The sequence below is a fragment of the Bacillus sp. LK2 genome (assembly GCF_001043575.1).
In the GTDB taxonomy this organism is placed as follows: Bacteria; Bacillota; Bacilli; order Bacillales; family Bacillaceae_G; genus Bacillus_A; species Bacillus_A paramycoides.
This window is the reverse complement of sequence record NZ_LDUK01000019.1, coordinates 14,292-39,724: the sequence shown is the minus strand read 5'-3', so window position 1 is coordinate 39,724 and position 25,433 is coordinate 14,292. Positions and strand designations below refer to the sequence as shown.

Below are 25,433 nucleotides of genomic sequence, written 5' to 3'. Positions count from 1 at the left end.
CAAATTATTAGAGGACAATGTCTACTTATAGACGAAATGATAGATTTATGAAAGAGAAAAGGGGGAAATTGTTGGCATGTACATGACGATAGGGAGAATTTTTGATTTAGCAGTGGGCAAGTATCCGAATAAAGAGGCGTTAGTAGAACCAGAAAAAAATATTCGCTGGACATATAAACAGTGGGATGAGCAAATAAATAAAACAGCGCAGGCTCTATTGAAAGAAGGAGTAAGAAAGGGAGATTGTGTATCTGTTTATTTATATAACCGTCGTGAATTTGTAAACGTTTACTTAGCTTGTGCGAAAATTGGCGCGATATTTAACCCAATTAATTTCCGCCTAAAAGCAAAAGAATTATCGTATATCCTCCAAGATGCAGCCTCGAAAGTAGTTGTTTTTGAAAAAGAAGTCGAATCAACTGTTGCTATGATTGAACGAGATTTTCCAAATACGTCTTTTTGGTATGTAGAAGACGATACACCTTCCTATGCTAGTTCCTACCATGAAAAAGTAAATGAAGCATCAGCTGAAAAAGTAGATATTGTAGTTGATGAAATGGATTTTTGTTCTATGCTTTATACGAGCGGTACGACTGGTCGTCCGAAAGGCGTACTACATCGTCATCGTGATATGGCTGAGCATAGTATGATTTGTACGTATTTCATAAAATATAACAGGGATAGTGTTGGGCTTGTAGTAGCGCCTTTATATCATTGCGGCGAGTTAAACGCTGGAATAATACCGCGCATTCAAGTTGGTGGCAAGAATGTTATTTTGCATCACTTTGATACGAAAACAGTATTACATACGATTCAAGAAGAGAAGGTTACGACGTTTTTTGCAGCACCGACGATGTGGAATATGTTACTGCAAAAAAATCTAGCCGAGTATGATTTAACTTCGATGAAGATTGGCGTATATGGCGGGGCTGCAATGGCTCCAGCGTTAGTGAAGGAATGTAAAGAACGTCTTTATATTGATCTTGTTCAAATTTACGGAATGACAGAAATGGGACCAGTTGTTGCGTTTCTCGTAGAAGAGGATCAGATTACGAAAGCTGGTTCAGCAGGAACACCATGCTTTAGCCATGAAATTCGAATTGTCAAACCGAACGAAGATGCACCGGCAGAGCCAGATGATACGTTGCCTCCTTATGAAGTAGGGGAAATTATTTTGCGTGGTCCAACTATGATGGCTGGCTATCATAATCGAGAAGAAGCAAATGCAAAATCAATGTATAAAGGATGGTATCATTCTGGTGATTTAGGCTACTTCGATAAAGACGGCTATTTATTCGTTGCAGACCGCGTTGATGATATGGTAATTAGCGGTGGTGTAAATATTTACCCTCGTGAAATTGAAGATTTCCTTCATAGCCATCCTGGCGTATTAGATGTTGCAGTACTTGGTGAGCCAGATGAACTATGGGGAGAACGTGTTGTTGCGGTCGTTGTAAAGAAAGATGAAAATATTACAGAGGCTGATTTAGAAACGTATTGTAAAGAAAGTGATGAATTAGCAGATTATAAACGTCCACGTCATTACTTATTTGTAGATGAACTTCCTCGTAATGCGAGCGGAAAACTGCAAAAGTTTGTGCTGAGAGAGTCGTTACAAGGATCAAATAAATAGGGAGCAGAACAGTCGTTTATACAGATAAGGCTACCTTTCTTAATAAGGAAAGGTAGCCTTATTTTTTGGGAATTATTAGATATGGTAAATAGAGTGATCAAAAAAATAGTATGTACCTTCTATTTATAATTCCTTCCTACAAGGCCATTTAATTGAATAAAGTCGTATTTTTTTGAATTGGACCATTTTGTTGAAAAAGGATATCTCCAATTTTTAACGAATACAGGGTTATAAATAAGCAAAAGTGGTGAGATAAATAGGAAAAAAATTAAATTTCTTTTTGGACAATAAAACGGAAAAATGTATAATTAACAGGCTTCAGAGCGCGGGTTGTGTTTTCGCAGAAGATGAGACCCGGTTACTTATTTCAGAGGCACGAACTCCAGAGGACCTCAAGAAAATGGTAGAAATGCGAGCCGATGGTTTACCACTTGAATATGTTGTTGGATACGCAGAATTCTGTGGGTTGCGGATAGAAGTGGACCAAGGCGTTTTCGTGCCTCGTCAACGTACCGAGTTTCTTGTTCACCAGGCAGAAGCTCTGTCATGTTTTGGTGATATCGTCGTTGATCTGTGTTGCGGGTCAGGTGCTGTGGGTGTAGCACTGGCAGCAGCTTTAGGACAAGTTGAATTGTACTCTGCTGATATTGACCCTGTCGCAGTACGATGTGCAAGCCGCAACGTAACAGATTTCGGTGGCCATGTTTTTGAAGGTGACTTGTATACAGCTCTGCCTCACTCAATTAAAGGCCATGTGAACACCCTAGTTGCGAACGTACCTTATGTTCCTACCAAGGCAATAAAGCTGCTCCCACAAGAGGCTCGCCTACATGAACCGAAGGGGGCGCTTGACGGAGGAGAGGATGGACTTGACATTCAGCGAAGAGTAGCAAAAGAAGCAATTCTCTGGCTAGCACCGGGAGGACATCTTTTAATAGAGACGAGCGAAATGCAGGCAACTCAGACCTTTGAAATCTTTGCTGATGCTGGGCTTACCACGAAAGTGGCTAGAGACGAGGAACTAGACGCCACTGTCGTTATAGGATCGAATTCTGTTTTTTAGCATAAATCAGTATGTAGTCTTATTCACAAATGAAATGATAATTTCCTAGCAATATACAAATAAACAAAAAATCCTTATTCAATTAAAGGGGGCTATTGTTCAATAAACCCTAGATTTTCAAACGACTTTATTGTTATATTTTTGAGTACAGTGAAGTATCTTATATCGAAAATGAAACAACTATATTTTAACCCCGTCCTAAATTTAGAACGGGGTTATGCTTGTTTTAGGTTTTAAAATTTTCGTAGTCTTTTTAGAATAAATTAGTTAAAAACAAAAGACTACATACTATACGTGAAAGAATATAAAACAGAGGGATTATATAAGGGGTTAATTGGCTTTGGAGGAGGACATAGCCCATAGCGGGAGGCGTATCCGCAGATGTGAAGCATCGAGGAACTTAAAAATAAGAATAATCAACTAAACTAAGGATTATAAATTGAATAAAATAATCAGCTGTCTAGAAAACTATTAGACGATACTTAAGTTTTCCCAAAAATAAGGTACTTGAAAAAATAGTAGTCTTCGGTAATAATTTTAAAATGTTAAGGACCTAATTAAAATTTAATATAGTAGCAATTTTTTCGTTTTAATTTGCTGCTAGCGTAGTTGAATCTATTCCATATACTGTAAAAATTATTAGAGGCTTATTAAGTATATCCAAAAATAGCCTACCGGCTTTTTTATGAGGTTATTAAATTGAAATTAAAGTAAAAAAGGCAAGTGTGTTAGAATTTTTCCAACAACTTGCCGAATCCAAGTTTATATTTTCAGGAGAGTGAATTGATAAAATGGAAAAAATATTAATCGTAGAAGACGATGCAACTATTTCAGATCTAATAAAGTTAAATTTAAAAATGGTCGGTTATGAGACTCGGCAAGCTTACGATGGGACACAAGCTTTGGAAATAATTGAAAAAGAGGAATTTGATTTAATACTTTTAGACGTTATGCTTCCCAAATTAGACGGGTTTAGCATAATAGGAAAAATAAAACATAAAGATACGCCTGTAATTTTTTTAACTGCTAAAGCATCTATTGTAGATAAAGTTCAAGGTCTTAAAATGGGAGCCGACGATTATATTGTTAAACCTTTTGAATCCGTAGAGCTTTTAGCAAGGATTGAAGCGGTCTTAAGGCGTTATGGTAAAAAGAAGGATATTTTAAATTTTAAAGATCTAGAAATATATTTAGAACAAATGATTGTAAAAAAACAAGGTAATACTATAGATTTAACCTTAAAAGAATTTGAACTTTTAAATCTTTTTATACGGAATAAGGGGATAGCTTTATCTAGAGAAAAACTTTTAGAACAAGTTTGGGGATATGATTATCTAGGCGAGACTAGAACTGTTGATATGCATATTCAAAAGCTTAGAAAAAAACTTGATTTAGAGGGAGAAATTAAAACTGTATATAAGGTTGGTTACAGATTGGAGGATTAAATGAAGTTTTGGCAAAAGATATTCATATATTCATTATTGATATTTTTGATAACGTTTAATTTTGGTGCTGTTTTTTTAATACAAAATAGCTATAATTTAAACTTAAAAAGAGAGATAGATAGGTCATTAGGTGAGCAGAGTAATGTTTCAGCAGGAATTATTTATTATAGTATGATTTCAGTAAAGGGTAGTGAAACTAACTATAAAGAAATTATTAAAAATTATTTGAAAAAATTCAACTCTAAAGATACTTACTTAGAGGTTTTAGATAAAAATAATAATGAAGTTTTTAGCAACATGTACTTTACCATTTCAGGAGAAAGGGAAGAACTAAAAGAGGCCTCTTCTGATAAAAGGAAATATATTATAAGGGATGTAGGAAATAAAACCTTATTATTTGTAACTAGTTTGGTAAATATACAAGGAGAAGATTTAAAGGTTTCATACATTCATGATATAACATATATTTACCAAGATAAAAGAGAACAATATAGCTTTTTTATTCAATTATCCATGGTGGTATCTATAATTTTAGCTATTAGTATGTATATGTTAAGTAAGTATATTACAAGTCCTATAGATAAGCTAATAAACACTACAAAAATAATATCAAAGGGGAACTATTCAGAGAGAGTAGAAATTAATTCTAAGGACGAAATAGGGGTTTTAGCAGACAACTTTAATGAAATGGCAGATGCTGTTGAGGAAAAAATACATCAGTTAGAAAGTAATGCTGAGGAAAAACAAAGATTTATAGATAATTTAACCCATGAATTTAAAACACCTTTAACTTCTATAATTGGATATGCAGATTTTCTTCGTTCAACTTCATATAATGAAGAAATATTTATAGAAGGGTTAAACCATATATTTAAAGAGGGAAAAAGACTAGAAGAACTATCATGGAAAATGATGAGCTTAATATTGCTTAAAAGAGAAAATTTTAAAATGGAAAAAGAAAACATAAAAAATATATTGGTAGATTTAAGAGATACTTTAAAGCCTAAATTACAGAATAAAAATATAAATTTAATAATAAGTAGTGAAGAGTATCAAATTAGTGTAGAAAAAGATTTAATTAGAAATTTAATTAGTAATTTTATTGATAACTCTATTAAAGCATCAAAAGAGAATAGTAATATATATTTAAATGTTTATAAAAATAAAGAAAGTAAAGTTGTACTTGAAATAAAAGATGAAGGTATAGGGATTTCAGAAGAAGATCTACCTAAAGTTTTTGAAGCCTTTTATATGGTTGATAAATCTAGAACTAGAGCTAACAATGGTGCTGGACTTGGACTTACTATATGTGCTGAAATAGCTAAAATTCATGAAGCTGAATTAAAAATAGAAAGTGAAATAAATAAGGGGACAACTATAAAAATATTATTTAATTAGACTTTACAACTAATTTACAACTAGTAGATAGTTTATATAAATATCCACTATATACTTCAGTTATAGCAAGGAAGTAAAACAAATGAATTAAAACTTGCAATGACAGGAGGAAAAATAGTATGAAAAAATCAACAGGAATAATGGGATTAACGTTAATTGGGATATTAAGTATTGGAAGTGTTACAGCTTTTGCACAATCATCAAATAATACAGTGCCAAAGAATACAGTAATGACTGAGAAGGCTGTTGAACAAGACAGTTACAAAGCAAATGAACTTAAAGACGTAGCACTTAATGCTTTTCAAAAGAATTTTAATGAAACAATAGACACTAAAAACTTATATGAAAGAAACCATGAGTTTTTTGAGGTAGACGGACGCAAATTTTATACGGCAGGATGGTCTAATAAAGATAGTAAATTTGTAAATGGGAATACAGCCATTTACTATAATGCTATAATAGACGCTGAAACTAATAAGATAGTAAATCTAGACTATCGTCCAGGAGAACCTAAAGATCAAAATTATAAGAATTTTTCTTATGACGAAGCTAAAAATTTAGCAACTGACTTTGTTAAAACGAATAACATATTAGATGGTAAAAGCTATGAATTTTCAGAGGCACAAAGTAAAGAAGGAATTGCAGCTAAAGATTCAAAAGAGGCTTGGGAATATAATTTTTATTTTAAATATGATGGAGGAAAAACATGTCTAGTTAATGTAAATAAAGACCTTAAGAAAGTAACTCAATTTGCGTTAGATATTGATGCTGATAAAACGCATGGATAATGATGTATTACGTAAACCCTCGATATACATGATAAAATTCTTAAGTTGTGACGAGATATTCTTATAAGATACACAAAGGACTTACTTTTAACAGTAAGTCCTTTTTAAAAAACTCTACATCACTTACAGTACATTTCTCCCCAAAATATTGAATCTAATTTTGAGAAAAACCTCCATTACTTGTGGTACGGTTCGCCACCCTTGATACTCAACAGTTCCTTAATCCGCCTTTCAGTTCAGTTCAGTTCAGTTCTTCTTTTCACTATAAAAACACCCCTTTAGATAAACAGATCCAAAGGGGCAAAACATCGGAAAGCCATATGAGGGAAAACCTCACGTACGGTTTGATGAGGGGAAGCTGAAACGGAAAAGAGATGGCAGAGCCATCTCTAAAGAAAATATAATCTGTTTCAGTTTTCTGCTCTACTATGTTTTTTACAAATACGTGCTTTAATTTTTTACAAACACAAGCTTTAATTTTTTGCGAAATCGGGTGATTAGCATAATGGCAATCATACCAAAAATAATTTTCCCAATGTGCTGTCCAAGTACTGTGAATATATCTTGTAAGTTTTCGCCTAACCAGTAACCGCAAATTAAGAAGAAAGATACCCAAAATAGGGCGCCTGAATAAATTGTAATTGCAAAACGGCGAAACGGTAAGTTGATAATTCCTGCAAAGTACCCTGTAAAGTGGCGGACACCTGGAACGAAAAAAGCGATAAAGATTAGAAAATATCCGTATTTATCAAACCACATTTTCGTTAAGTCAATTTTTCGTTGTGTTAAAAATACATATTTCCCGTATTTCTGAATGAAAGGCATGCCAAGTTTATTTCCTAAAAAGTATTGGAATGTCATACCTACGCTTGTCCCAATAAAGGATAAAATAATTAAAATCGGTAAACTCAAATCACCTTGATGCGCTAAAAATCCTGCATAGGCTAATGTTGGCTCTCCTGGAAACGGAAAAGCGATATATTCTAACAGCAATCCAATAAGTACTACATAATACCCATATTGCTGAAATAATTCATAAATCCATTCCATGCTGTGCTCTCCTTTTTTATTGTATTACTCATGTGCAATACCCAATGTACACTGATGTTGTTACATATCTTCCTCTTTCCATGTTGAACAGTTCAAACTCTAAATTACACTGTAATAAATTGAAACTTTAATTAGTAGAGCATCATCTACTGGTTTATTAACCCACACCAAACGGTTCACCCGCAATTTGTATGATGGCAGTGAAAGAGTTTGGCTGGAGACCTTGTGCTGGCATTGTTTTTTGATAACCACATTCTCTTCATATTTCTAGATAGGATCGATCATACTTAATATAGCTCTTTACTAATTAGTAAAGAGCATCGAATCGTAAATGTTGCTATTAGAGAAAATCATAGCGGTATAAAAATATATTAAATTGATCTTTCTTTGGTCCAAAATGAATGGCTTTTTCTTGTACACGTTTGAAGTTTTGCTTGTCATAAAATCCATAGTTGCATGCATTATCTGTATATAAATATAAAGATGTTACATCTTCTTTTGTCATATATTGGAACAATGCATTCATTAAAGTTTTCCCAACTCCAAGACCTCTAGATTCTTCGGATACGATGAATAATTGTATACAGCCTTGAAAATGATCTTCTTTTCCTTTAATTAGTTCTTTATATGTTTTTTGAACTTTTATAAATGCTTTTAAAAATTCTCTATTCTCTTTACTAGTCATGAATAGTTTAAGCGTGTTATAGGCAAAGCTAAAAGTATTATGAAATTTCTTTAAACGGTTTTTATCTTTTTCAGAATCGCCTAAAATGACACCGATAATTTTATTATCTTTTTCAGCTACCTTACTAAAGGAACTTCCTAAAATACAACTTTGCAGATAGAAGTTTAATAATGAATTTAAAAATTTTTTATCTGTAATGAATTGATTAAATCCAAATGCCTCGCCAATTAAATGTTTTATAGGCTCATAGTCTTCCTTAACAAGACTTCTATATTTTACTGTGTTCATAATTGTATACTCCCTTTATCAATGTAAATAACTTATTATATAAATAGTAAGGTCTCCTCTAAGGGGAGAGTCAATGGTAGTGAGGGAAAAAATATAAAGGAAGAGATTAAAGTGAAAAAATTATTTTCTATTGGAGAAGTTGCAAAAATAAAGGATATAACGATAAAAGCATTAAGGTACTATCATAAAATGGGGATTCTTATTCCAAAACATATTGATGAATCAACTGGATATAGATATTATTCCATAGATCAATTCATTCACATTGATATTATAAAAAGCTGTAGAGAGTTAAACACCAGTATAGTAGAACTTCAAGAGATTTTTAAGGAATGTAATACGGATAAATTGCTACAATTTTTACAATTAAAGAAAGAAGAAGCGGAAGAAAATATAAAGAAAATGAAAGAAGTAATCGAAACGATTGATTGTTTAAATGCGAAAGTAGGAAGTTCACAGGATATATTAAAGAATGATGAAATATCTATTCAATTCTTTGAACAGCGTTATGTAATTGTAGCCCCTTGTAAAGAAGTGGGGAGTTTACAAGAGTTACTTTATTATTCCGATTTGGAGAAAATCATTCAAAATTATGAAGGGAAAATGTCAATGGAAATGGGGATTCTATACAATGTAAATGAAAAGTGGGATGTAGAACCAAAGTATGTTTTTAATAAGGTGCAAGATAATGTACATATGGAAGAGGAGCAAAATATAAAAATATTACCGGGCGGGAAATATTTAACATTAGCGTATAGTAAAGAGAATGAAGAGGAACGTAGAAATACCATGATTAAATATGTAAAAGAAAACAATATAGAAGTGGAGAGTTTTATTGAAGTGGAGTTAGTTAATGATGTTTTTAATACGGAGTCTTATAGTTGTCAACTTCAAAGTTTTATAGGGGATAGTGAGAATAAGAAGTTTTGATTTCATAATTTGATGTATGATACCCCGTAATTTACGGGGGTATCATACATGGTGGAGAGCTTATTATTTACGTGAAAAACCTTCTTCGTCAAGGTATTCCGCAGCTTCTGGATAAGAGTTGAATGTACCGTCTAAGTTTACGCCAGCGTAAACGTTCCACATGTCATCCTCAGATATAAGAGTAAGAATATGACCATCTTCGTTATGCCATTCTTCTTCTTTCGCAGGTTCTGCAGGAACTACTATTTCTTCTTGTGATAGTAGTTCAATGGATTGCTCAATTACTGAACGTAATTCCTCTGCTGAAAATTCACGGATGTTAATCATACCTTTGTCGTCCGTTTTGTAGCCTTTAATACCGCTTGCGTATACAAATCCGTTTCCGTTTGGATGTAAATGATATACAACGTTCTTTTTATCTAAACGACTTTCTTCAAAGTGAAAGTTTACGCGTTTTAATGATACGTTCTTTCTTTCTAATTCTGGGAAAGATTCAATAATCGATAATTTTTCTTCAAAAGTTAGCATAGTGCCTCCAAGTGTATAGTAAAAGATTTAATTTGTTCATTATAGCATAGTTGTAATTGTTTCCAAAGGTAAGGGAGAAACTTTTCATTGAATACGTTTACTTCACGAGACTGTAAAGAGTTTCTTATAAATACGCTAACGAATGAATCTTTTTGGGTGTACAATGGAACGTGGACTTTATATGAAGGTGGTTATTTATATGATTCAAAAAATAGCAAAGGAATGTTTAGCAGGATTTACTGTTGCGATTGTTGCTTTGCCGCTAGCAATTGCATTTGGTATTGCCGCGACGGGAACGTCTGAAGGGGCACTAGTTGGACTATATGGTGCGATTTTTGCAGGTTTGTTTGCGGCGTTATTTGGCGGCACACCAGGACAAGTAACGGGTCCGACTGGGCCGATTACAGTTATTGCAACAGGTGTTATTGCAACTTACGGATTAGAAGCAAGTTTTATTGCATTTATGATGGCAGGGGTATTTCAAATTTTATTTGGTGTATGTAAGCTTGGCTCTTACGTTCGCTATATTCCGTACTCCGTAGTTTCAGGGTTTATGAATGGGATTGCACTTATCATTATTTTAGGTGAAATGAAGCACGTACAAAATAGTTTTCTACTCGTGTTATTAACGATTATTGTAATGATTGTTTCTGGAAAATGGATTAAGGCGATTCCATCAAGTTTAGTGGCATTAGTAGGTGTTACAGCACTATTGCCGTTATTTTCTTCTATGCTACAAGGACTTACAGTACACTTACCGGTTGTAGGAACTATTTCTTTAAATAAGGTAATTGAAAAGATAGGTACAATTCCGGAGGCGATGCCAGCTCTTCACGTACCGGCTTTAAGCGGATCGGGAATGTTGGAACTTGTATTACCAGCTCTAAGTATTGCTTTACTAGGATCCATTGACTCATTATTAACGTCTGTCGTAATGGATAATGTGACAGGGACACGGCATAAAAGTAATAAAGAGCTAATCGGACAAGGTATTGGTAATATTGCGAGCGGTTTGTTCGGAGGATTAGCAGGAGCAGGGGCGACTGTTAGGTCTATTGTAAATATAAGAAGTGGCGGGAAAACGGCACTTTCAGCTTGTATGCATAGTGTCATATTATTTATTTTCATTATGGGACTCGGTTCGGTGGTACAATATATCCCACTTGCTGTATTATCAGGTATTTTAATTTTAACTGGTATAGGGATGTTTGATTGGGAAAGTATGAGGAAAGTGCACGTAGCCCCAAAGGGTGATGTTATTGTTATGTTCGTGACGATGTTTGTGACAGTGAAATTTGATTTAATGGTTGCTGTTGCGTTTGGTATTATTCTTTCTTTCATTATATATATGGTGAGATGTAAAGAACGGAAAGCTTCTATTATAAAAGAAAAAGAAGCGACGTACACGATTCAGGGATCACTTTCTTTCCTATCAGTAGATCGTATTTTTACTTCTTTACAAGATGTGAAGTCACCGGTTGTTTTACGTATGAAAGATGTACGTTATATGGATGTATCAGGCGCTATGGCGTTATTAAACTTTGTTGAGCAGTCAGATAAAGTAGGAGCGAGTGTGACGCTTGAAAATGTACATCCACATGTTGAAAAGACGATAGTTATGATGGCGAATGATGAGCAAAAAGAGAAACTACAGTTTTTAGAAGTTAAGGCAGTATAATAATAAGAACCTTCACACGAGTTGCGTTGTAGAGTGTGGGGGTTCTTATTATTTAGATATGTGTTACTTATGTGGAGAATCCTTATGTCTGGATTTTATAAATCTGTTGAGCATCAATTAGATCATCTAACTTCAAATTATATTTAGGATTTGAGAAATGGCTACCTTCACAAATTAATTGTGTACGGTTAACGAAATTATAAACTTAAGATGATTGAATAAGTCACATTTCGTCTGTTTTTTCAGACTTCTTAACTTCCTCTTGAAAAGGGGATTTTAAGAATTATTTTACTTAATTTAGCGTGTTGAAAACAATCCTCTTACTGACAAGAGCTACAGTATATTACAGGTTTATCTTGAATAAGTAAAAGTAGTAAATTTAAGGGAAAATAGGATGGAAATAATCTTGCTTTGTACATATTATATTTGGAACGAGAGTATTCAATATATAAGAAATTTGGTATGATAACTAAATGAAATAGAGTGAAGTTTCTCTAGATTAAGCAAGAATACTGACTTGATATTTATTTAAATCATATTTGAAAGAAAAGAGATAGAAGATGAATAAAAAGTTTGTAAAAGGCGCTGCAATTTTAACCATTACAACGTTCCTATCGAAAGTGGTGGGGAGTTTTTTTCAAATTCCATTGCAAAATATAGCGGGAGATGAAGTACTTGGGATTTTTCGCCTCGTTTTTCCTGTATATATGATAGCCTTAACTTTATCAGTAGCGGGGGTTCCGCTAGCAATATCCCAGCTAATTGCTGAACTTCATGAAAAAAATGATCGGGACGGAATTGCTAAATTGTTTACGTCCGCATCTATTATCGGTGTTATATGTGGGATATTCGGATTTTTAATTATTATCATTGGATCGAGCAGTATTGCAAATATGCTTGGTGGACAAGAGACGAGGCTACCATTAATTGTTACTTCATTTGCCTTGTTAATCGCACCATACATGGCAGTGTATCGTGGATATTTCCAAGGATTTGGAGATATGATACCTACGGGCGTATCACAAGTAATTGAGCAGTTGATTCGCGTGTTCTTTATGCTAACGATTGCTTATGTATTTGTATATTTGAATAAAAGTAGTGATATCATAACAGGTGGAGCGATGATTGGTTCTTGCTTTGGCGTTATTACGTCACTTATATATTTACGAGTAAAATATGTGAGAAGCACGTATCGTTATAAGAGTAAAACATATTCGTTACAAGACTTTAAGAAAAACGCGAAAAAAATACTCCGTGTTTCAATTCCCATTGCCATTGGAGCGTTATCTATGCCGGTTTTAAATTTAGTTGATTCCGTAACAATTCCACATGTACTACATGAATCTTCTGCAACTATTCAAGAGCAATTCGGTATATATAGCCGTGGTTTTGCATTTACGCAATTAATTGTTGTACTTGCAAGCGCAATGGTATTTCCATTAATTCCATTATTAACAGCTGCTTTAACAAAAAAAGATATAGCTTTAGCTAAATTGACAGTAAAGCGCACAAATGAGTTTGCGCATGTTTTAACAATGCCGCTAACGATATGGCTTATGGCGCTCGCAGTACCGCTTAATGTTGGATTATTTACAGACACAAAAGGAAGTGGTATGCTAGCCATTTTAATTGGTAGTTCGTATTTCACATCACTTACGGTATTATCAATAGGAATTTTGCAAGGGATTAAGCGTTCAATGCAAGCGGCATGGATTATCATTGGTGCGAGTTTCGTAAAAATTATTTTAAATATAACGCTAGTAAAACAAGTTGGTATAAATGGAGCAGCGTATAGTACTCTAATCATATATATACTGATTTGTATTGCGAATTACATTTATATTAGAAAAGACCTTTCCTATCCAATACATATAGGGAAATTTATAGCGGTGATTGTAGTATCTAGTATTTTAGGGGCAGCATTATACTTTGTGTCTACACTTATCAATGTGACAGATTCTAGACTTTTTGCAATGATATATAGTGCTGTAGCGCTAGGAATAGCTTCCTTGTTATATGGCGTATGTGCGTTGAAATTAAACTGGATATCGAAAGAACAAATTCCGTTTTTACGTAAATAAATTCGATTATTATAGAAAATGAACAGCATTATAAATAAGTATGGTTTGTTATATGTTTTTAAAAGAATTCAATTTGAAGTTATCAAACCTTTCTCGGTAAGGAATTAATAGCAATTTGTTTAATTACAAAAGAGCTGATTGTGAAACGTTGGAGGAGGCTAAGAGTGCGGTTAGTTTTATCAGGATATTATGGTTTTTATAATGTTGGGGACGAAGCAATTTTACAATCAATTATTCAAGCGCTGCAGGAAGAGGATCCTACTCTTGAGCTTGTTGTACTTTCTAATGACCCCGACTATACAAGGGAAATGTACGGTGTAGAGGCGGTAAATCGTTGGGATATAGGAGCGGTTTACCGAGAAATAAAGAAAAGTAATGGTTTAATTAGTGGAGGCGGTAGCCTCTTGCAGGATAAGACGAGTATAAGAAGTATTCTATATTATACAGGTATTATGCGGTTGGCTCTTTTGTTGAAAAAGCCGTATTATATTTATGCCCAAGGAATCGGGCCTATTACGAAGAAGCAAAATCGTTTATTGGTGAAATGGCATATATCAAAGGCTGAGTATATATCAGTGCGTGATGAAGACTCTTTTTTGTACTTAAAAGAAATTGGTATTAAGAAAGACATCGAACTTGTTCCAGATCCAGTATTAGCTTGTATGCCAGAAAAAAAGAAGACCAATTGGCTGCAAAAACATTCTTTACAAGGGAAAATTATTGCGGTTAGTGTACGGTACTGGGATGCAAAAGAAAATTATATGAAGAAGTTAGCAGGCACGCTAAAAAGACTTAAGCAAGAGGGATATCATATTTTATTTGTACCGATGCATGGTCCATTTGATCAAAATGCATCAAGGGAAATCATTAATTTGATGGGAGAAGAAGCACACATGCTCCCTTATAAAATGGATATTCATGAAAAAATCTCTATTTTATCAGAATGCTCCTTGCTAATCGGAATGAGGCTCCATGCTCTTATATTAGCGGCAGTTGCTAATACTCCTATGATTGGTATTTCATATGATCCAAAGATCGATTCGTTTGTACAACAAGTAAACCAACCAAGTATTGGGAGTGTAGATGGAGGCTGGACGCCAGGGACACTATATAGCATGGCAATCAACCAAATAGAACAAAAAGAATATATGCAAGAAACTTTAGGGAAAAGGGTAGAGGAATTACGAGAACAAATTTCAAGAGCATCCAAACATATTATTAGTGACTTACATGCAAAAGAGTCTATAAAAAGAGGGATGTAATCTTAGTTTTAGAGAGGTAGAGGGAAATTTTCTAGTTCTTTCTCCTTTTTGTAGTTGAAGGTACAAGTGAAATAATAACAATGTCGAAACCCATAATAGTTTAATTTATCCCGCATTAACGGGCAGTAAGACTCCCACCTCAAAATTCGGCTGTAAAGCAAAGGAGTTAGGTGGGAGATCAACTGCCCGTAAAAGCCCGATTGGTGAAGGTTAATAATCAGTGGGGGATGAACAAAACCCCCACTGATTAAAGTTTCACTTTATTATTTCCCACAAATAGCGGAATAAATAAGAAGAAGCCTCTTGTAAATTGGTTACAAGAGGCTTCTTTTATTTCTTAAACTTAAACATTTCACCGCTCAAATTCGAATCACTATACACAAACAATACCATGTTAATATTGTTGTCTTTAATGTATTGATATACATCCTTTTCGTGATAGTGACGGAGGTCGAGGATGGATGTGTGTTTAAAGCTTTGTGCTAAGTGAGGCACAATTGCGTTTGCGAATGAATCTTTTAGGACTAAAGCTCGTACATCATTTGGCGCATTGTTATTTTCGATGACGATTTCTGGATAGTCGTTCGTGTAATAACCTGCGTATGATGTTGTATCGTTTTGTTTTTCTACGCCATATAGTTCATCCAATGTGCGATATACAGTGCCGTTTACATCTTTTGCGGTTACGCTTGTAAAGTTGAAACCGTCTTTCGGTGTGTAGTAGCATAGTTTTTCACCAGTCGCATCGATCAGTTGGTATAGCTGGTTGTTAAAGCTTCCGACTAGATGTGTATTTGGAGCGCACGTACGAGTGTAATCTTCTTTTTTTATTTCTTTTCCTTTATATATAGAAGATTGTTGCCCGATTGTGTTCATTATATATTGATAGCCTAAGAAGGCACCATCCATATTCCAGTGATGGTCTGTTTTGAAATACATACTTTGTATTTCTTCATTTGTATAGTTTTGCTTAAAATAATCCATGAGTTTAATTGGCTTTACGTCCGCTGGAAGTTTATTTAGAAAATAATTTAAATTTTCCTGTGCATATGTGTGAATATAAGAAGGTAATTTAAATGATAATGCATTCGTTTTGGACGGTGGTAAAGCAAAGTAAAACTCAATATTTTGTTCTTTTAAAAACTGAGATAAGTCTTTTATAGCTGGCATAGCTTGGTCAATCTCATTATATTTTGTAGTCCAAGCTGGGTTTTTTAGAAGCCATTTATCATCAGTTAGAATAATATCGTTAATGAGAGACTTGCCCATTTTAATTTGGGTAAGTGTATAGTTTTTAATGAGATCATCTCTTCCGATTAATTGATCGTTTGTATATGTCTCAAAGTCTTTAAAGAAGCTGCCTTTTGCGAGGGCTTCTTTTGTAAGAGCTGGTTTTTGAGCGAGCGGACGATTTTCAACGGGCGAAATTGCTCGGTCAGTTTTGAGAAGCGATAATATGCCAAATGAAAAGATAATGGTGAGAAAACCGATAAATAGGACGATGTTCCCCAATTTTTTCATAATAACTTTTCCTTCCTACATAAAGTGAAACTTTAATCAGTGGGGGTTTTGTTCATCCCCCACTGATTATTAGTTGAACCAATCGGGCTTTTACGGGCAGTTGATCCCCACCTAACTTCTTTGTTTTCGCTGAATTTTGAGGTGGGGGTCTTACTGCCCGTTAATGCGGGATAAGTTAAAACCTGAAGTAAATAAATGGATTATACGTCGAATTAATTAAATACATAATCGAAATCATAAATAATGTGAGTAATAATATAGGACGTACAACTTGCATCGTGAACATATACGTTTTGGGCGCAAGTTCTAATATGTTTTTAACACGTTTCAAAATTGGTGTCGCTGCGATAAAGGCAATGATAAATACGATAATGTATTCATGTATATATAGCATTGTGTTGTCATCAATGAAAGATTGTCGCTGCATGCCAAACATCGCTTTTAAATATTGGAACGAGTAAGCGAAATTATCAGCTCGGAAGAAGACCCAACCGATCATAACGATGATTAGTACATATGCGTGTTGCAGCGGTTTCCATAGCTTATTTAATATTTTCTCAAATCCAGCTTTTTCAATCGAGATAATAAAGCCATAATATAAGCCCCAAGCGATAAATGTCCAGCTTGCTCCGTGCCATAAACCGGTTAATCCCCATACGATGAAGAGGTTACGGTAATTTGCTAGTTTTGAAACACGGTTTCCGCCGAGCGGAATGTATATATAGTCGCGGAACCAAGAACCTAGTGTAATGTGCCATCTTCTCCAAAATTCTGAAATGGATTTCGAGATGTACGGATAATTGAAGTTTTTCGGGAAATCAAATCCGAACATTTTTCCAAGTCCAATTGCCATATCAGAGTACCCTGAGAAATCGAAATAGATTTGAAGAGTATAGGCGATAATACCAATCCAAGCCGTTCCAACGCTTATTTCAGACGGTGGTAAGGCGAAGATTTTATCTGCGACAAATCCAACTTGGTTGGCAATTAATATTTTTTTCGCTAATCCTAAAACGAAAATTTGGATACCTTCTGTAAATCGTTCAAAAGAATGAATGCGCGTTTTAATTTGTTCAGCAACGATATTGTAACGAACGATTGGTCCGGCAATGAGCTGCGGGAAAATTGATATATATAACGCTAAGTTAAGTGGATTTTTTTGAACATCTCCATCTTTACGGTATATGTCAATAACATAGGACATCGCTTGGAACGTATAGAATGAAATTCCAATCGGTAGTGGAATAGGTTCCACATGAATAGATAAATGCAAAGTTTGATTCAAAATGTCTGTGAAAAAGGAAATATATTTAAAATAAGAAAGTAATAAAATATTTCCGACCACAGCCATAATTAAAAATGTGACTTTCATATTTTTTCGTTTATCATAATGATGCACGAGTAGGCCGAAGCAGTAGTTTAATAAAATAGAAAAGAGCATTAAGAGGACGAATCGTGGTTCTCCCCATGCATAGAAAATTAAACTAAATGCAAGTAATACGAAATTACGTAGCTCGGCACGCACTATAAAATAGAAAAATAATACGAGGGGTAAAAAGATAAATAAGAAAATAGAACTACTAAATACCAAAGGACTCTCCTCACTTTTTTCAAAAATACATTTCGTGCAAAAAACCGACATTCCTATTATATATTTTTTTATATAAAAGCGCCTTTATTATTTTGGCATATTAATAATTCGATTAAAATGATTACTATATATAATAGAAGAAAAGAGGGACGGAATCCTTTTGACACTCATTATTTGGATAAGATAAGATGAATAAGGTGTGATTTGTTTAGAAGGGAAGAGATGGTGTGTTATTTAACTCGTTTGAGTTTATTTTTTTATTTTTACCGATAGCATTTCTTTTATATTTTCTATTAAATAAATTTGGACATGCTACATTAGCGAAAGCTTGGCTCGTTGCGGCCTCTTTATTTTTCTATAGTTATTGGAATGTGAAATATTTACCGCTTATGTTAGTGTCGCTCATTGTGAACTACTTTATCGGAATGAGACTCGTGAAGCGTAAGAGTAAATTTCTTTTAATAGTAGGGTTAATATTTAATATTGGGATGCTTAGTTATTTCAAGTATTATGATTTCTTCTTACAAAATGTTAATGCATTAATTGGAACTCATTTTACATTATTATCATTAACGTTACCGCTTGCGATTAGTTTCTATACGTTTCAAAAGATAGCATTTTTAGTAGACACGTATCGCGGGGAAACGAAGGCATGTCATTTTCTTGATTACGCATTGTTTGTAACGTTTTTCCCGCAGCTTATTGCAGGGCCTATTGTACATCATGTGCAAATTATGCCACAGTTTGCTGATGATAGTAAAAAGCGTTGGCAATCGAAGTATATCGTTCTTGGGATTTTCGTATTTGCAATTGGTATTTTCAAAAAAGTAGGTATTGCAGATGTATTATCACCCCTTGTACGTGAAGGGTTTGATGTGCAGCAATCATTAACATTCGTCGAAGCGTGGCTTTCGTCGTTAGCGTTTACGTTCCAATTATATTTTGATTTTAGTGGATATAGTGATATGGCAATTGGAATCGCCTTAATGTTCAATATTAAATTACCTCAAAACTTTAATTCACCATATAAAGCAGTGAATATACAAGATTTTTGGCATCGTTGGCATATGACGCTTAGCCAGTTTTTAACGAAGTATGTATATATTTCTCTAGGAGGAAATCGAAAAGGGATTACACGTACATACGTGAATATTATGATTGTATTTTTAATAAGTGGACTTTGGCATGGAGCTGGCTGGACATTTATTTTTTGGGGATTCCTGCACGGCGCGGCTTCTGTTATTCATCGCTTATGGAGTAAAGCGGGAGGGCGCATGCCGGCCTTTGCTGGTTGGCTCGTTACGTTTTTCTTTATTAATATAACGTGGGTATTCTTTAGGGCAACATCTATGCATGATGCGGTGAAAGTGTTAAAAGGAATGTTTGGATTAAATGGATTCGAATTAGCAAATAGCGTATTCCCAGCATTTATAATAGAGAAGTTGCAATTTTTAAAAGAGTACGGTGTTTCATTTACAGAAGGGTACCATGTATCTTTATTAGATCCGAAAATGGTAGCGTACATTTTTGGGGCGTTATGTATTAGTTTCTTCTTGAAAAATTCGATTCAGTTAAAAGATTCATTCCGTCCGAATGTATGGACCGCTTTATTTACTGCAATATTACTCGTATATAGCGTGTTACATTTAACGAGTATTAGTGAGTTTTTATACTTTAATTTCTAGGTGGAGAATATGAAAAACAAACAGTGGCTTATTTTCGTCTTTGTATGTGTTTTTGTTCCTCTTGTAGGTGTTGGGATATTTAATAGCTATATAGATTCACTTTGGTTATTCCCGCATAAAAATAAGTGGAATGATGTTCAGTTTGGGTTTAACGAGAGACAGCAGAAAACGAATTATATAACATACCGTCCGTTTACATATGATGGAGTTATACTTGGAAGTAGTAGAACGACTTTTATTAACGAGAATGACTTCACCGGGTTAAACGCATTTAATTATGCGGTGAGTAGTACAGATCCGCGTGAATATGATGCGTATATTGAATATGCGAAAAAACAAAAAGGCAGTGAATTATCGTCAATTGTACTCGGTTTAGATTTTCTTGGAACGAACAAAAATAGAGAAATCGGCTTTGATAAACCAGAAGTGTATATTAATCAGGCGCAAAGTTTATTGTACCCGATTAAATCGTATGTGAGTATGGACGGGATTACCTATTCAAAGAATACAATTGAAAACTCTATCCATCATAATACGGCTATTGACCGGTACAATCGAGAGAATGTAAAGTCAATGCGTGATTATACGAAAGAAGAACGCGATGCACAAATAGCAGCGCAAGTAGATAAGTTTAGTAGAGAGATTTACGGCGGGAATTATGAGTATCAAAATATGAAAGAAATATTAGGAACAGTAAAGGCTCATAATCCGAATACGAAGTTTTATATTTTTACAACGCCTGTTTCAGAGCCTCTGTTCCGTACGATGATTCAGTCAGGGCGATGGGAAGATTATAAAAGATGGCTTCATGACGCTGTAGCTGTATTTGGAGAAGTTCATCATTTCATGTATCTCAATTCCGTTACAAAGAATTTAGACAATTATATGGATGGGCATCATTTCAGACCGGAAGTCGGGCAGATGATCGCGCATAAAGTTGTGAATGAAGAGGATAGCAATGTCCCGAAAGACTTTGGTATTGTGATTACGAAGGATAATATAGATGAGGTGTTAGAGCAGATTCATGCATCTTTTCAATAGAAAGAATTAGTACTTTGAATACTAGAGGCGGTAAGGGAATGTTAGGACAAAAAAACGCTTAGAGAATTATTTCTCTAAGCGTTTTTTATTCAATTATTCCGCCTTTAAATCAACAATTACGTAAGCGAGTATAACAACGAAGAAAATACTAACGGATGGCGCGGTTAATACGTGCCCGGACATAAAGCCGATTCCAAGTGATAGTATAATGGTGCTAGCTGATAGCATATATTTCACAGTTAATATTTTCTTAAAGTTTGCGATGATGCGCAGTAACAATTTAATACCGAAGTAAAGGAATGGTAGGAAGTAAATAAGAGAACCGATGATTCCGAATGCAAAGAATAGATCATGGAAGTCCATTTCGATTAATTTAATTTTATCCGTATAGTTACCAGCGTAGCCCATTCCGAATAATTTTTGTGATAGTGGTGCGTCTTTATAGTATTGTTTGTATACGTTTAAAAACTTATCACGATCACTGTAAATTAAACTTTTCACTTCAGAGTCTGTTAGCTCACCTTGTGCATGTTTTTTTGCTTCGTCTGGATCTTCTTTAATTACTTTTCCTTCTTTTTTTTCTTTTTCTTCTTGAACTGATTTTTTGTATTCATACATTTGTAAATGGATGCCCATATTTTTTGCGATAGGAGTATACGGTGTAAGTGCAAGTAAGCCTCCTAGTACAATAGCAGCAACAACTGTGTTTACAAGATATGTGAATCCTTTTCCTTCTTTTTTGCGATGAATCATATATTCAATGAATGAGAATAAAAGTGCAATACCAAGTGTAAGAACAATTGCACCGTATCCTACTTTCGTTCCGACCATAATACTTGCATACATCGCGAGTAAAGTTGGAATCCAGTAATAGGCTTTCGAGAAAGAAGTTGTTTTGTGAATCGAATATAAGACAACGATTGGGAACATAATTGCAAAAATAGCACTTAAATCATTTCCAGCAAAGAACCATCCTCTTGAACCGATCTTTGAGTGAGGATAGCTTGGGAAATCTGTACCAGTTTGCATTGCAACAATCAGTGTGATACTTAAAATTAAAGTTGCATATAAGAAATATGTAATGATTTTATGAAACGCGTATTCATTATTTTTTAACTCTTTAAAGACGATGATATATCCGAACAGTAACACAATTGGATATATGCTCTTTAAAATAAATTTCACTTCTTCGCCAAATGAAACTGGAGATTTGACCATCATATTATTTACAAGGCCAATTGCTAGTACGACCCCAAGTAGACATAAATAGAGAATGTACTTTTTCGCTCCATGTTGTTTTCTATGAAGAAGTAGATACCCTAATGCGAGAAGCATAAAGGCGAAACGGACTACGATTCCAATTGTTGCACTCATGTGTAATACATAGATTGAAAAAGATGTTAATAAATCTAAAATTGGTTGAAACACAATGAATAGCAATAGGAAATGCGGGAAGTAGTTATCCGTTTGTTTCAACTTAGTAACCATATGTTCCTCCATTTCTTCATTCCTTTATTTCAATACCCAAGAGATGGGGATAAAAGCCTTATTTACATAGTAAGGCGAATGAATTTCAATATTTGTTTTTGTAACAAACTTAAGAATACACCATTTCATTACAATGGTAAATAGATGAAAAGCATCGATAAACCGACTTTAATTTCTATATTTTTTAACGAAATTGTATGTTTTATACGGAGTTATATACAAATTACGAGAATATTAGACAGAAAATTAAGAAAAAAGAAGGGTTTTTGACATACTTTCTATAATTATAGAAGTATAATCTTTATGTGGAAAAGAGGGGTATATATAATGGAAGTAACAAGTAAAACAGAATCTGTTGTTGTGAAATATGAAGGGCGCGTAGCAACGGTTATGGTCAATCGTCCAGAGGTTTTAAATGCATTAGATGAACCAACGTTAAAAGAGTTGTTACAAAAGTTGAAAGAAGTAGCGGCAAGTTCTGCTCATGTTGTTGTGTTATGCGGAAATGGCCGTGGTTTTTCTGCGGGTGGAGATATTAAATCCATGCTTTCAAGTAATGATGAAAGCAAGTTTGAAGGCATTATGAATACAATTTCTGAAATTGTTGTGACGTTGTATACGATGCCAAAGCTTGTTATTAGTGCGATTCATGGGCCGACTGCAGGACTGGGGCTAAGCATTGCGTTAACAGCTGATTATGTAATGGCCGATAGTTCGTCAGTTATTGCGATGAACTTTATTGGAATCGCTTTAGTTCCAGATGGTGGTGGCCATTTCTTCCTTCAAAAGCGCGTCGGTGAAAATATGACGAAGCAAATTATTTGGGAAGGGAAGAAGTTATCGGCAACAGAAGCATTAGATATCGGTTTAATTGATGAAGTAATCGGTGAGGATTTCCAAACGGCTGTAAAGCAAAAAATTAATGAATGGTTACAAAAACCTATCAAGGCGATGATTCAAACAAAACAAATTTTATGTGAAGTAAATCGCTCTAATTTAGAACAAACGCTGCAACTTGAAAAGCGTGGTCAATATGCGATGAGACAAACAGCGGACCATAAGGAAGGTATTGCTGCTTTTCTAGAAAAACGTTTGCCGGCGTTTAAAGGGGAATAAAGTGAAGAAAGTGCTAACACATTTTAGTATAATTGTGTTAGCACTTTTTTTAGGAGTAATAAATGAAGAAAATTATCGGTGTTATCGCTATTATTTTACTTACATATTATGCTTTGCATAGTACACCATCTCTTGCAGTACGGACTGCATTATTCTTTGAGGGACATCCAATTGTTGCTTTCTCTAGTGAAGTGACGAAAGAACGGGATGTGAAAAAAGAGGCGATTCCTGCTGAGTATGCGACTTTATATAGTGATAAGGAAGAGGAGCCAGAGCATTACTTCTTTCCGACAGTAAGAGCACATGGACCAGGAATTGATATGTTAAGTGCTTGTGTGAAAAAAGATTGGTTTTTCTATAAAGCAGAGCTCGGGTGTTATTAAATAGAGGAGGGTAAGTGATGTCAACTTATAACAAGTTAGTAAGAGATCGTGTCCCAGAGAAAATTTTAATGTCTGGAAAAACATATACAGCGCAAAAATTAACAGGACAAGCTTACATACAAGCGTTAGCGAAAATTGGTACGGAAGAAATTCGTGAATTTGCTTCAATGAAAGAGCGTGAGCATGCGTTAGATTCTCTTGCGGATGCACTTGAAGTTATTATTTCATTAGCGCGTGCAGAAGGTGCAACAATTGAAGATATAGAACGTCTTCGTAAGCAAAAAGAAGAAGAACGAGGCGGCTTTACAAGAGGGATTTATTTGATGGACGTTTCGGAAGAGTAGTTTCATAGAAAAAGCACAGCTTACTTAGTGGGGCTGTGCTTTTTTGCTGCAAGTAGGCTAATGATTAAGAAGATAACTGTTAATGTCCAGCCGATTGTAATAGAAGTAGTAGTGTGGACGACATAAGAAACTTGTAAACAAATTAATGAGGATAAAAACCAAATGAGTGCAATATGTACATGTTTTTTCGTTACGGTCATTTTTGCTAGCTCCTTTTTACGTACTAAACTTAATTTTACTATAATTTAGAAAATTAAACTATATTAGTAGAGGTTTCATAGCAAATTTTGTATACTGAATAGTAGAGAAAATGAGGAGGAAAACGACAATGGCACATCATGCAAAAGAAACGATGGAATTAATTAAAGAGCTTGTCTCTATTCCGAGTCCATCTGGAAACACGACGAAAATTATTAATTTCATTGAAAACTATGTGAATGAGTGGAATGTAGAGACGAAGCGTAATAATAAAGGCGCTCTTATTTTAACGGTAAAAGGGAAGAATGATGAGCAGCATCGTTTATTAACTGCTCATGTTGATACGTTAGGTGCGATGGTGAAAGAAATTAAGCCTGACGGTCGTCTTCGTTTATCTATGATTGGCGGATTTCGCTGGAACTCTGTAGAAGGGGAATATTGCGAAATTGAAACGTCAAGCGGTAAGACGTATACAGGAACAATCTTAATGCATCAAACTTCTGTCCATGTATATAAAGATGCAGGCGAAGCGAAGCGCGATGAGAAAAATATTGAAGTTCGTATTGATGAGCGTGTATTTTCAGCAGATGAAGTACGTGAGTTAGGAATTGAAGTAGGAGACTTCGTTTCATTTGATCCGCGCGTTCAAATTACAGAGAGTGGATACATAAAATCACGTCATTTAGACGATAAAGTAAGTGTAGCAATTTTATTAAAATTAATTAAAAGATTGCAAGATGAGAATGTAACATTGCCATATACAACACATTTCTTAATTTCTAATAATGAAGAAATCGGATACGGTGGAAACTCTAACATTCCAGAGGAAACTGTAGAATATTTAGCAGTTGATATGGGGGCGTTAGGTGATGGACAAGCATCTGATGAATATACAGTATCTATTTGTGCGAAAGATTCTAGTGGTCCATATCATTACGCTTTACGTAAACATTTAGTGGAACTGGCGAAAGCGAATGCTATTGAGTATAAAGTGGATATTTATCCATACTATGGATCAGATGCATCAGCTGCGATTCGCGCTGGATTTGATGTGAAGCATGCGTTAATTGGAGCTGGTATTGACTCTTCTCATGCATTTGAGCGTACGCATGAAAGCTCGATTGCACATACAGAAGCGCTTGTTTATGCATATGTATTATCAGAGATGATAGTAGAATAGTGAGAGGGTGGTTGGTTCTATGAATCAACCACTTTTTTGTGCATAAAAAATAATTTA

At 34.5% G+C, this 25,433-nt stretch carries 22 protein-coding genes; 15 read left to right on the top strand and 7 right to left on the bottom strand.

What is annotated here, in order from left to right:
• Nucleotides 1-76 precede the first annotated feature (76 nt).
• From VK90_RS13665 to VK90_RS13645, 5 genes are all read left to right on the top strand, one after another.
• Nucleotides 77-1,633, top strand: a complete 1,557-nt coding sequence (locus VK90_RS13665; protein WP_048373511.1) for a fatty acid--CoA ligase — start codon at nucleotides 77-79, stop codon at nucleotides 1,631-1,633.
• A gap of 280 nt (nucleotides 1,634-1,913) precedes the next feature.
• Nucleotides 1,914-2,696 (top strand): putative protein N(5)-glutamine methyltransferase, encoded by a 783-nt coding sequence (locus VK90_RS13660; RefSeq protein WP_048373510.1) that lies wholly within the window; start codon nucleotides 1,914-1,916, stop codon nucleotides 2,694-2,696.
• Nucleotides 2,697-3,487: 791 nt separating this feature from the next.
• Nucleotides 3,488-4,141: a response regulator transcription factor gene (locus tag VK90_RS13655; protein ID WP_048373508.1), complete on the top strand. Its 654-nt coding sequence runs from the start codon at nucleotides 3,488-3,490 to the stop codon at nucleotides 4,139-4,141.
• Nucleotides 4,142-5,539 (top strand): sensor histidine kinase, encoded by a 1,398-nt coding sequence (locus tag VK90_RS13650; RefSeq protein WP_048373506.1) that lies wholly within the window; start codon nucleotides 4,142-4,144, stop codon nucleotides 5,537-5,539. It abuts the gene before it with no gap.
• 119 nt (nucleotides 5,540-5,658) lie between these two features.
• The gene (locus VK90_RS13645) at nucleotides 5,659-6,327 is read left to right on the top strand and encodes a hypothetical protein (protein ID WP_048373505.1); all 669 of its coding nucleotides are present in this window, start codon (nucleotides 5,659-5,661) and stop codon (nucleotides 6,325-6,327) included.
• Nucleotides 6,328-6,777: 450 nt separating this feature from the next.
• Here VK90_RS13645 and VK90_RS13640 read toward each other — a convergent pair whose 3' ends face one another.
• A complete protein-coding gene (locus VK90_RS13640) occupies nucleotides 6,778-7,377 on the bottom strand; it encodes a DedA family protein (protein ID WP_048373503.1) in 600 nt (199 codons plus the stop codon).
• Between the two features lie 340 nt (nucleotides 7,378-7,717).
• Nucleotides 7,718-8,350 carry a GNAT family N-acetyltransferase gene (locus VK90_RS13635; RefSeq protein WP_048373501.1) on the bottom strand — a complete coding sequence of 211 codons (633 nt, stop codon included), beginning with the start codon at nucleotides 8,348-8,350 and terminating at the stop codon, nucleotides 7,718-7,720.
• Nucleotides 8,351-8,461: 111 nt separating this feature from the next.
• Here VK90_RS13635 and VK90_RS13630 point away from each other — a divergent pair, with 111 nt between their 5' ends.
• The gene (locus tag VK90_RS13630; protein WP_048373499.1) at nucleotides 8,462-9,280 is read left to right on the top strand and encodes a MerR family transcriptional regulator; all 819 of its coding nucleotides are present in this window, start codon (nucleotides 8,462-8,464) and stop codon (nucleotides 9,278-9,280) included.
• A 63-nt stretch (nucleotides 9,281-9,343) separates the two neighbouring features.
• On the opposite strand, the gene VK90_RS13625 is transcribed toward VK90_RS13630, so the two are convergent.
• A complete protein-coding gene (locus VK90_RS13625; RefSeq protein WP_002170575.1) occupies nucleotides 9,344-9,808 on the bottom strand; it encodes a hypothetical protein in 465 nt (154 codons plus the stop codon).
• Nucleotides 9,809-10,007: 199 nt separating this feature from the next.
• Between VK90_RS13625 and VK90_RS13620 the strand changes: the two genes are divergently transcribed.
• From VK90_RS13620 to csaB, 3 genes are all read left to right on the top strand, one after another.
• The gene (locus tag VK90_RS13620; RefSeq protein ID WP_033795474.1) at nucleotides 10,008-11,486 is read left to right on the top strand and encodes a SulP family inorganic anion transporter; all 1,479 of its coding nucleotides are present in this window, start codon (nucleotides 10,008-10,010) and stop codon (nucleotides 11,484-11,486) included.
• Between the two features lie 560 nt (nucleotides 11,487-12,046).
• Entirely contained in the window at nucleotides 12,047-13,567 is a 1,521-nt protein-coding gene (locus VK90_RS13615) for a putative polysaccharide biosynthesis protein (RefSeq protein WP_048373497.1), read from the top strand.
• Nucleotides 13,568-13,731: 164 nt separating this feature from the next.
• Nucleotides 13,732-14,829 carry a polysaccharide pyruvyl transferase CsaB gene (csaB, locus tag VK90_RS13610; RefSeq protein ID WP_048373494.1) on the top strand — a complete coding sequence of 366 codons (1,098 nt, stop codon included), beginning with the start codon at nucleotides 13,732-13,734 and terminating at the stop codon, nucleotides 14,827-14,829.
• Nucleotides 14,830-15,159: 330 nt separating this feature from the next.
• Here csaB and patB1 read toward each other — a convergent pair whose 3' ends face one another.
• Together patB1 and VK90_RS13600 are read right to left on the bottom strand one after the other, a co-directional pair.
• The gene (patB1, locus tag VK90_RS13605) at nucleotides 15,160-16,350 is read right to left on the bottom strand and encodes a secondary cell wall polysaccharide O-acetyltransferase PatB1 (RefSeq protein WP_048373492.1); all 1,191 of its coding nucleotides are present in this window, start codon (nucleotides 16,348-16,350) and stop codon (nucleotides 15,160-15,162) included.
• Nucleotides 16,351-16,525: 175 nt separating this feature from the next.
• A complete protein-coding gene (locus VK90_RS13600; protein WP_048373491.1) occupies nucleotides 16,526-17,941 on the bottom strand; it encodes an MBOAT family O-acyltransferase in 1,416 nt (471 codons plus the stop codon).
• A 227-nt stretch (nucleotides 17,942-18,168) separates the two neighbouring features.
• Here VK90_RS13600 and VK90_RS13595 point away from each other — a divergent pair, with 227 nt between their 5' ends.
• Both VK90_RS13595 and VK90_RS13590 read left to right on the top strand, forming a co-directional pair.
• Nucleotides 18,169-19,626, top strand: a complete 1,458-nt coding sequence (locus tag VK90_RS13595; RefSeq protein ID WP_048373490.1) for an MBOAT family O-acyltransferase — start codon at nucleotides 18,169-18,171, stop codon at nucleotides 19,624-19,626.
• 9 nt (nucleotides 19,627-19,635) lie between these two features.
• Nucleotides 19,636-20,667: a hypothetical protein gene (locus VK90_RS13590; RefSeq protein WP_048373488.1), complete on the top strand. Its 1,032-nt coding sequence runs from the start codon at nucleotides 19,636-19,638 to the stop codon at nucleotides 20,665-20,667.
• Between the two features lie 93 nt (nucleotides 20,668-20,760).
• On the opposite strand, the gene VK90_RS13585 is transcribed toward VK90_RS13590, so the two are convergent.
• Complete coding sequence (locus VK90_RS13585; RefSeq protein WP_048373487.1) at nucleotides 20,761-22,155, bottom strand: O-antigen ligase family protein; 1,395 nt, start codon at nucleotides 22,153-22,155, stop codon at nucleotides 20,761-20,763.
• Between the two features lie 327 nt (nucleotides 22,156-22,482).
• Here VK90_RS13585 and VK90_RS13580 point away from each other — a divergent pair, with 327 nt between their 5' ends.
• From VK90_RS13580 to VK90_RS13570, 3 genes are all read left to right on the top strand, one after another.
• Nucleotides 22,483-23,271 (top strand): enoyl-CoA hydratase, encoded by a 789-nt coding sequence (locus VK90_RS13580; RefSeq protein ID WP_048373485.1) that lies wholly within the window; start codon nucleotides 22,483-22,485, stop codon nucleotides 23,269-23,271.
• 62 nt (nucleotides 23,272-23,333) lie between these two features.
• Nucleotides 23,334-23,654: a hypothetical protein gene (locus tag VK90_RS13575; RefSeq protein ID WP_048373483.1), complete on the top strand. Its 321-nt coding sequence runs from the start codon at nucleotides 23,334-23,336 to the stop codon at nucleotides 23,652-23,654.
• 17 nt (nucleotides 23,655-23,671) lie between these two features.
• Nucleotides 23,672-23,998, top strand: a complete 327-nt coding sequence (locus tag VK90_RS13570; protein ID WP_016119674.1) for a nucleoside triphosphate pyrophosphohydrolase — start codon at nucleotides 23,672-23,674, stop codon at nucleotides 23,996-23,998.
• Nucleotides 23,999-24,018: 20 nt separating this feature from the next.
• Here the strand turns inward: VK90_RS13570 and VK90_RS27675 are convergent, their stop codons facing one another.
• Nucleotides 24,019-24,198, bottom strand: coding sequence for a hypothetical protein (locus VK90_RS27675; RefSeq protein WP_053081418.1), 180 nt, complete (start codon nucleotides 24,196-24,198; stop codon nucleotides 24,019-24,021).
• A 128-nt stretch (nucleotides 24,199-24,326) separates the two neighbouring features.
• Here VK90_RS27675 and VK90_RS13565 point away from each other — a divergent pair, with 128 nt between their 5' ends.
• Nucleotides 24,327-25,376 carry a M42 family metallopeptidase gene (locus VK90_RS13565; RefSeq protein ID WP_002170589.1) on the top strand — a complete coding sequence of 350 codons (1,050 nt, stop codon included), beginning with the start codon at nucleotides 24,327-24,329 and terminating at the stop codon, nucleotides 25,374-25,376.
• The last annotated feature ends 57 nt before the right edge of the window (nucleotides 25,377-25,433 follow it).

Bases quoted from the DNA above. Each gene is read 5' to 3' on its own strand.
- VK90_RS13665 (WP_048373511.1), top strand. From the start codon at position 77: ATGTACATGACGATAGGGAGAATTTTTGATTTAGCAGTGGGCAAGTAT.
- VK90_RS13655 (WP_048373508.1), top strand. From the start codon at position 3,488: ATGGAAAAAATATTAATCGTAGAAGACGATGCAACTATTTCAGATCTA.
- VK90_RS13650 (WP_048373506.1), top strand. From the start codon at position 4,142: ATGAAGTTTTGGCAAAAGATATTCATATATTCATTATTGATATTTTTG.
- VK90_RS13645 (WP_048373505.1), top strand. From the start codon at position 5,659: ATGAAAAAATCAACAGGAATAATGGGATTAACGTTAATTGGGATATTA.
- VK90_RS13640 (WP_048373503.1), bottom strand. From the start codon at position 7,377: ATGGAATGGATTTATGAATTATTTCAGCAATATGGGTATTATGTAGTA.
- VK90_RS13635 (WP_048373501.1), bottom strand. From the start codon at position 8,350: ATGAACACAGTAAAATATAGAAGTCTTGTTAAGGAAGACTATGAGCCT.
- VK90_RS13625 (WP_002170575.1), bottom strand. From the start codon at position 9,808: ATGCTAACTTTTGAAGAAAAATTATCGATTATTGAATCTTTCCCAGAA.
- VK90_RS13620 (WP_033795474.1), top strand. From the start codon at position 10,008: ATGATTCAAAAAATAGCAAAGGAATGTTTAGCAGGATTTACTGTTGCG.
- VK90_RS13615 (WP_048373497.1), top strand. From the start codon at position 12,047: ATGAATAAAAAGTTTGTAAAAGGCGCTGCAATTTTAACCATTACAACG.
- patB1 (WP_048373492.1), bottom strand. From the start codon at position 16,350: ATGAAAAAATTGGGGAACATCGTCCTATTTATCGGTTTTCTCACCATT.
- VK90_RS13590 (WP_048373488.1), top strand. From the start codon at position 19,636: ATGAAAAACAAACAGTGGCTTATTTTCGTCTTTGTATGTGTTTTTGTT.
- VK90_RS13585 (WP_048373487.1), bottom strand. From the start codon at position 22,155: ATGGTTACTAAGTTGAAACAAACGGATAACTACTTCCCGCATTTCCTA.
- VK90_RS13580 (WP_048373485.1), top strand. From the start codon at position 22,483: ATGGAAGTAACAAGTAAAACAGAATCTGTTGTTGTGAAATATGAAGGG.
- VK90_RS13575 (WP_048373483.1), top strand. From the start codon at position 23,334: ATGAAGAAAATTATCGGTGTTATCGCTATTATTTTACTTACATATTAT.
- VK90_RS13570 (WP_016119674.1), top strand. From the start codon at position 23,672: ATGTCAACTTATAACAAGTTAGTAAGAGATCGTGTCCCAGAGAAAATT.
- VK90_RS27675 (WP_053081418.1), bottom strand. From the start codon at position 24,198: ATGACCGTAACGAAAAAACATGTACATATTGCACTCATTTGGTTTTTA.
- VK90_RS13565 (WP_002170589.1), top strand. From the start codon at position 24,327: ATGGCACATCATGCAAAAGAAACGATGGAATTAATTAAAGAGCTTGTC.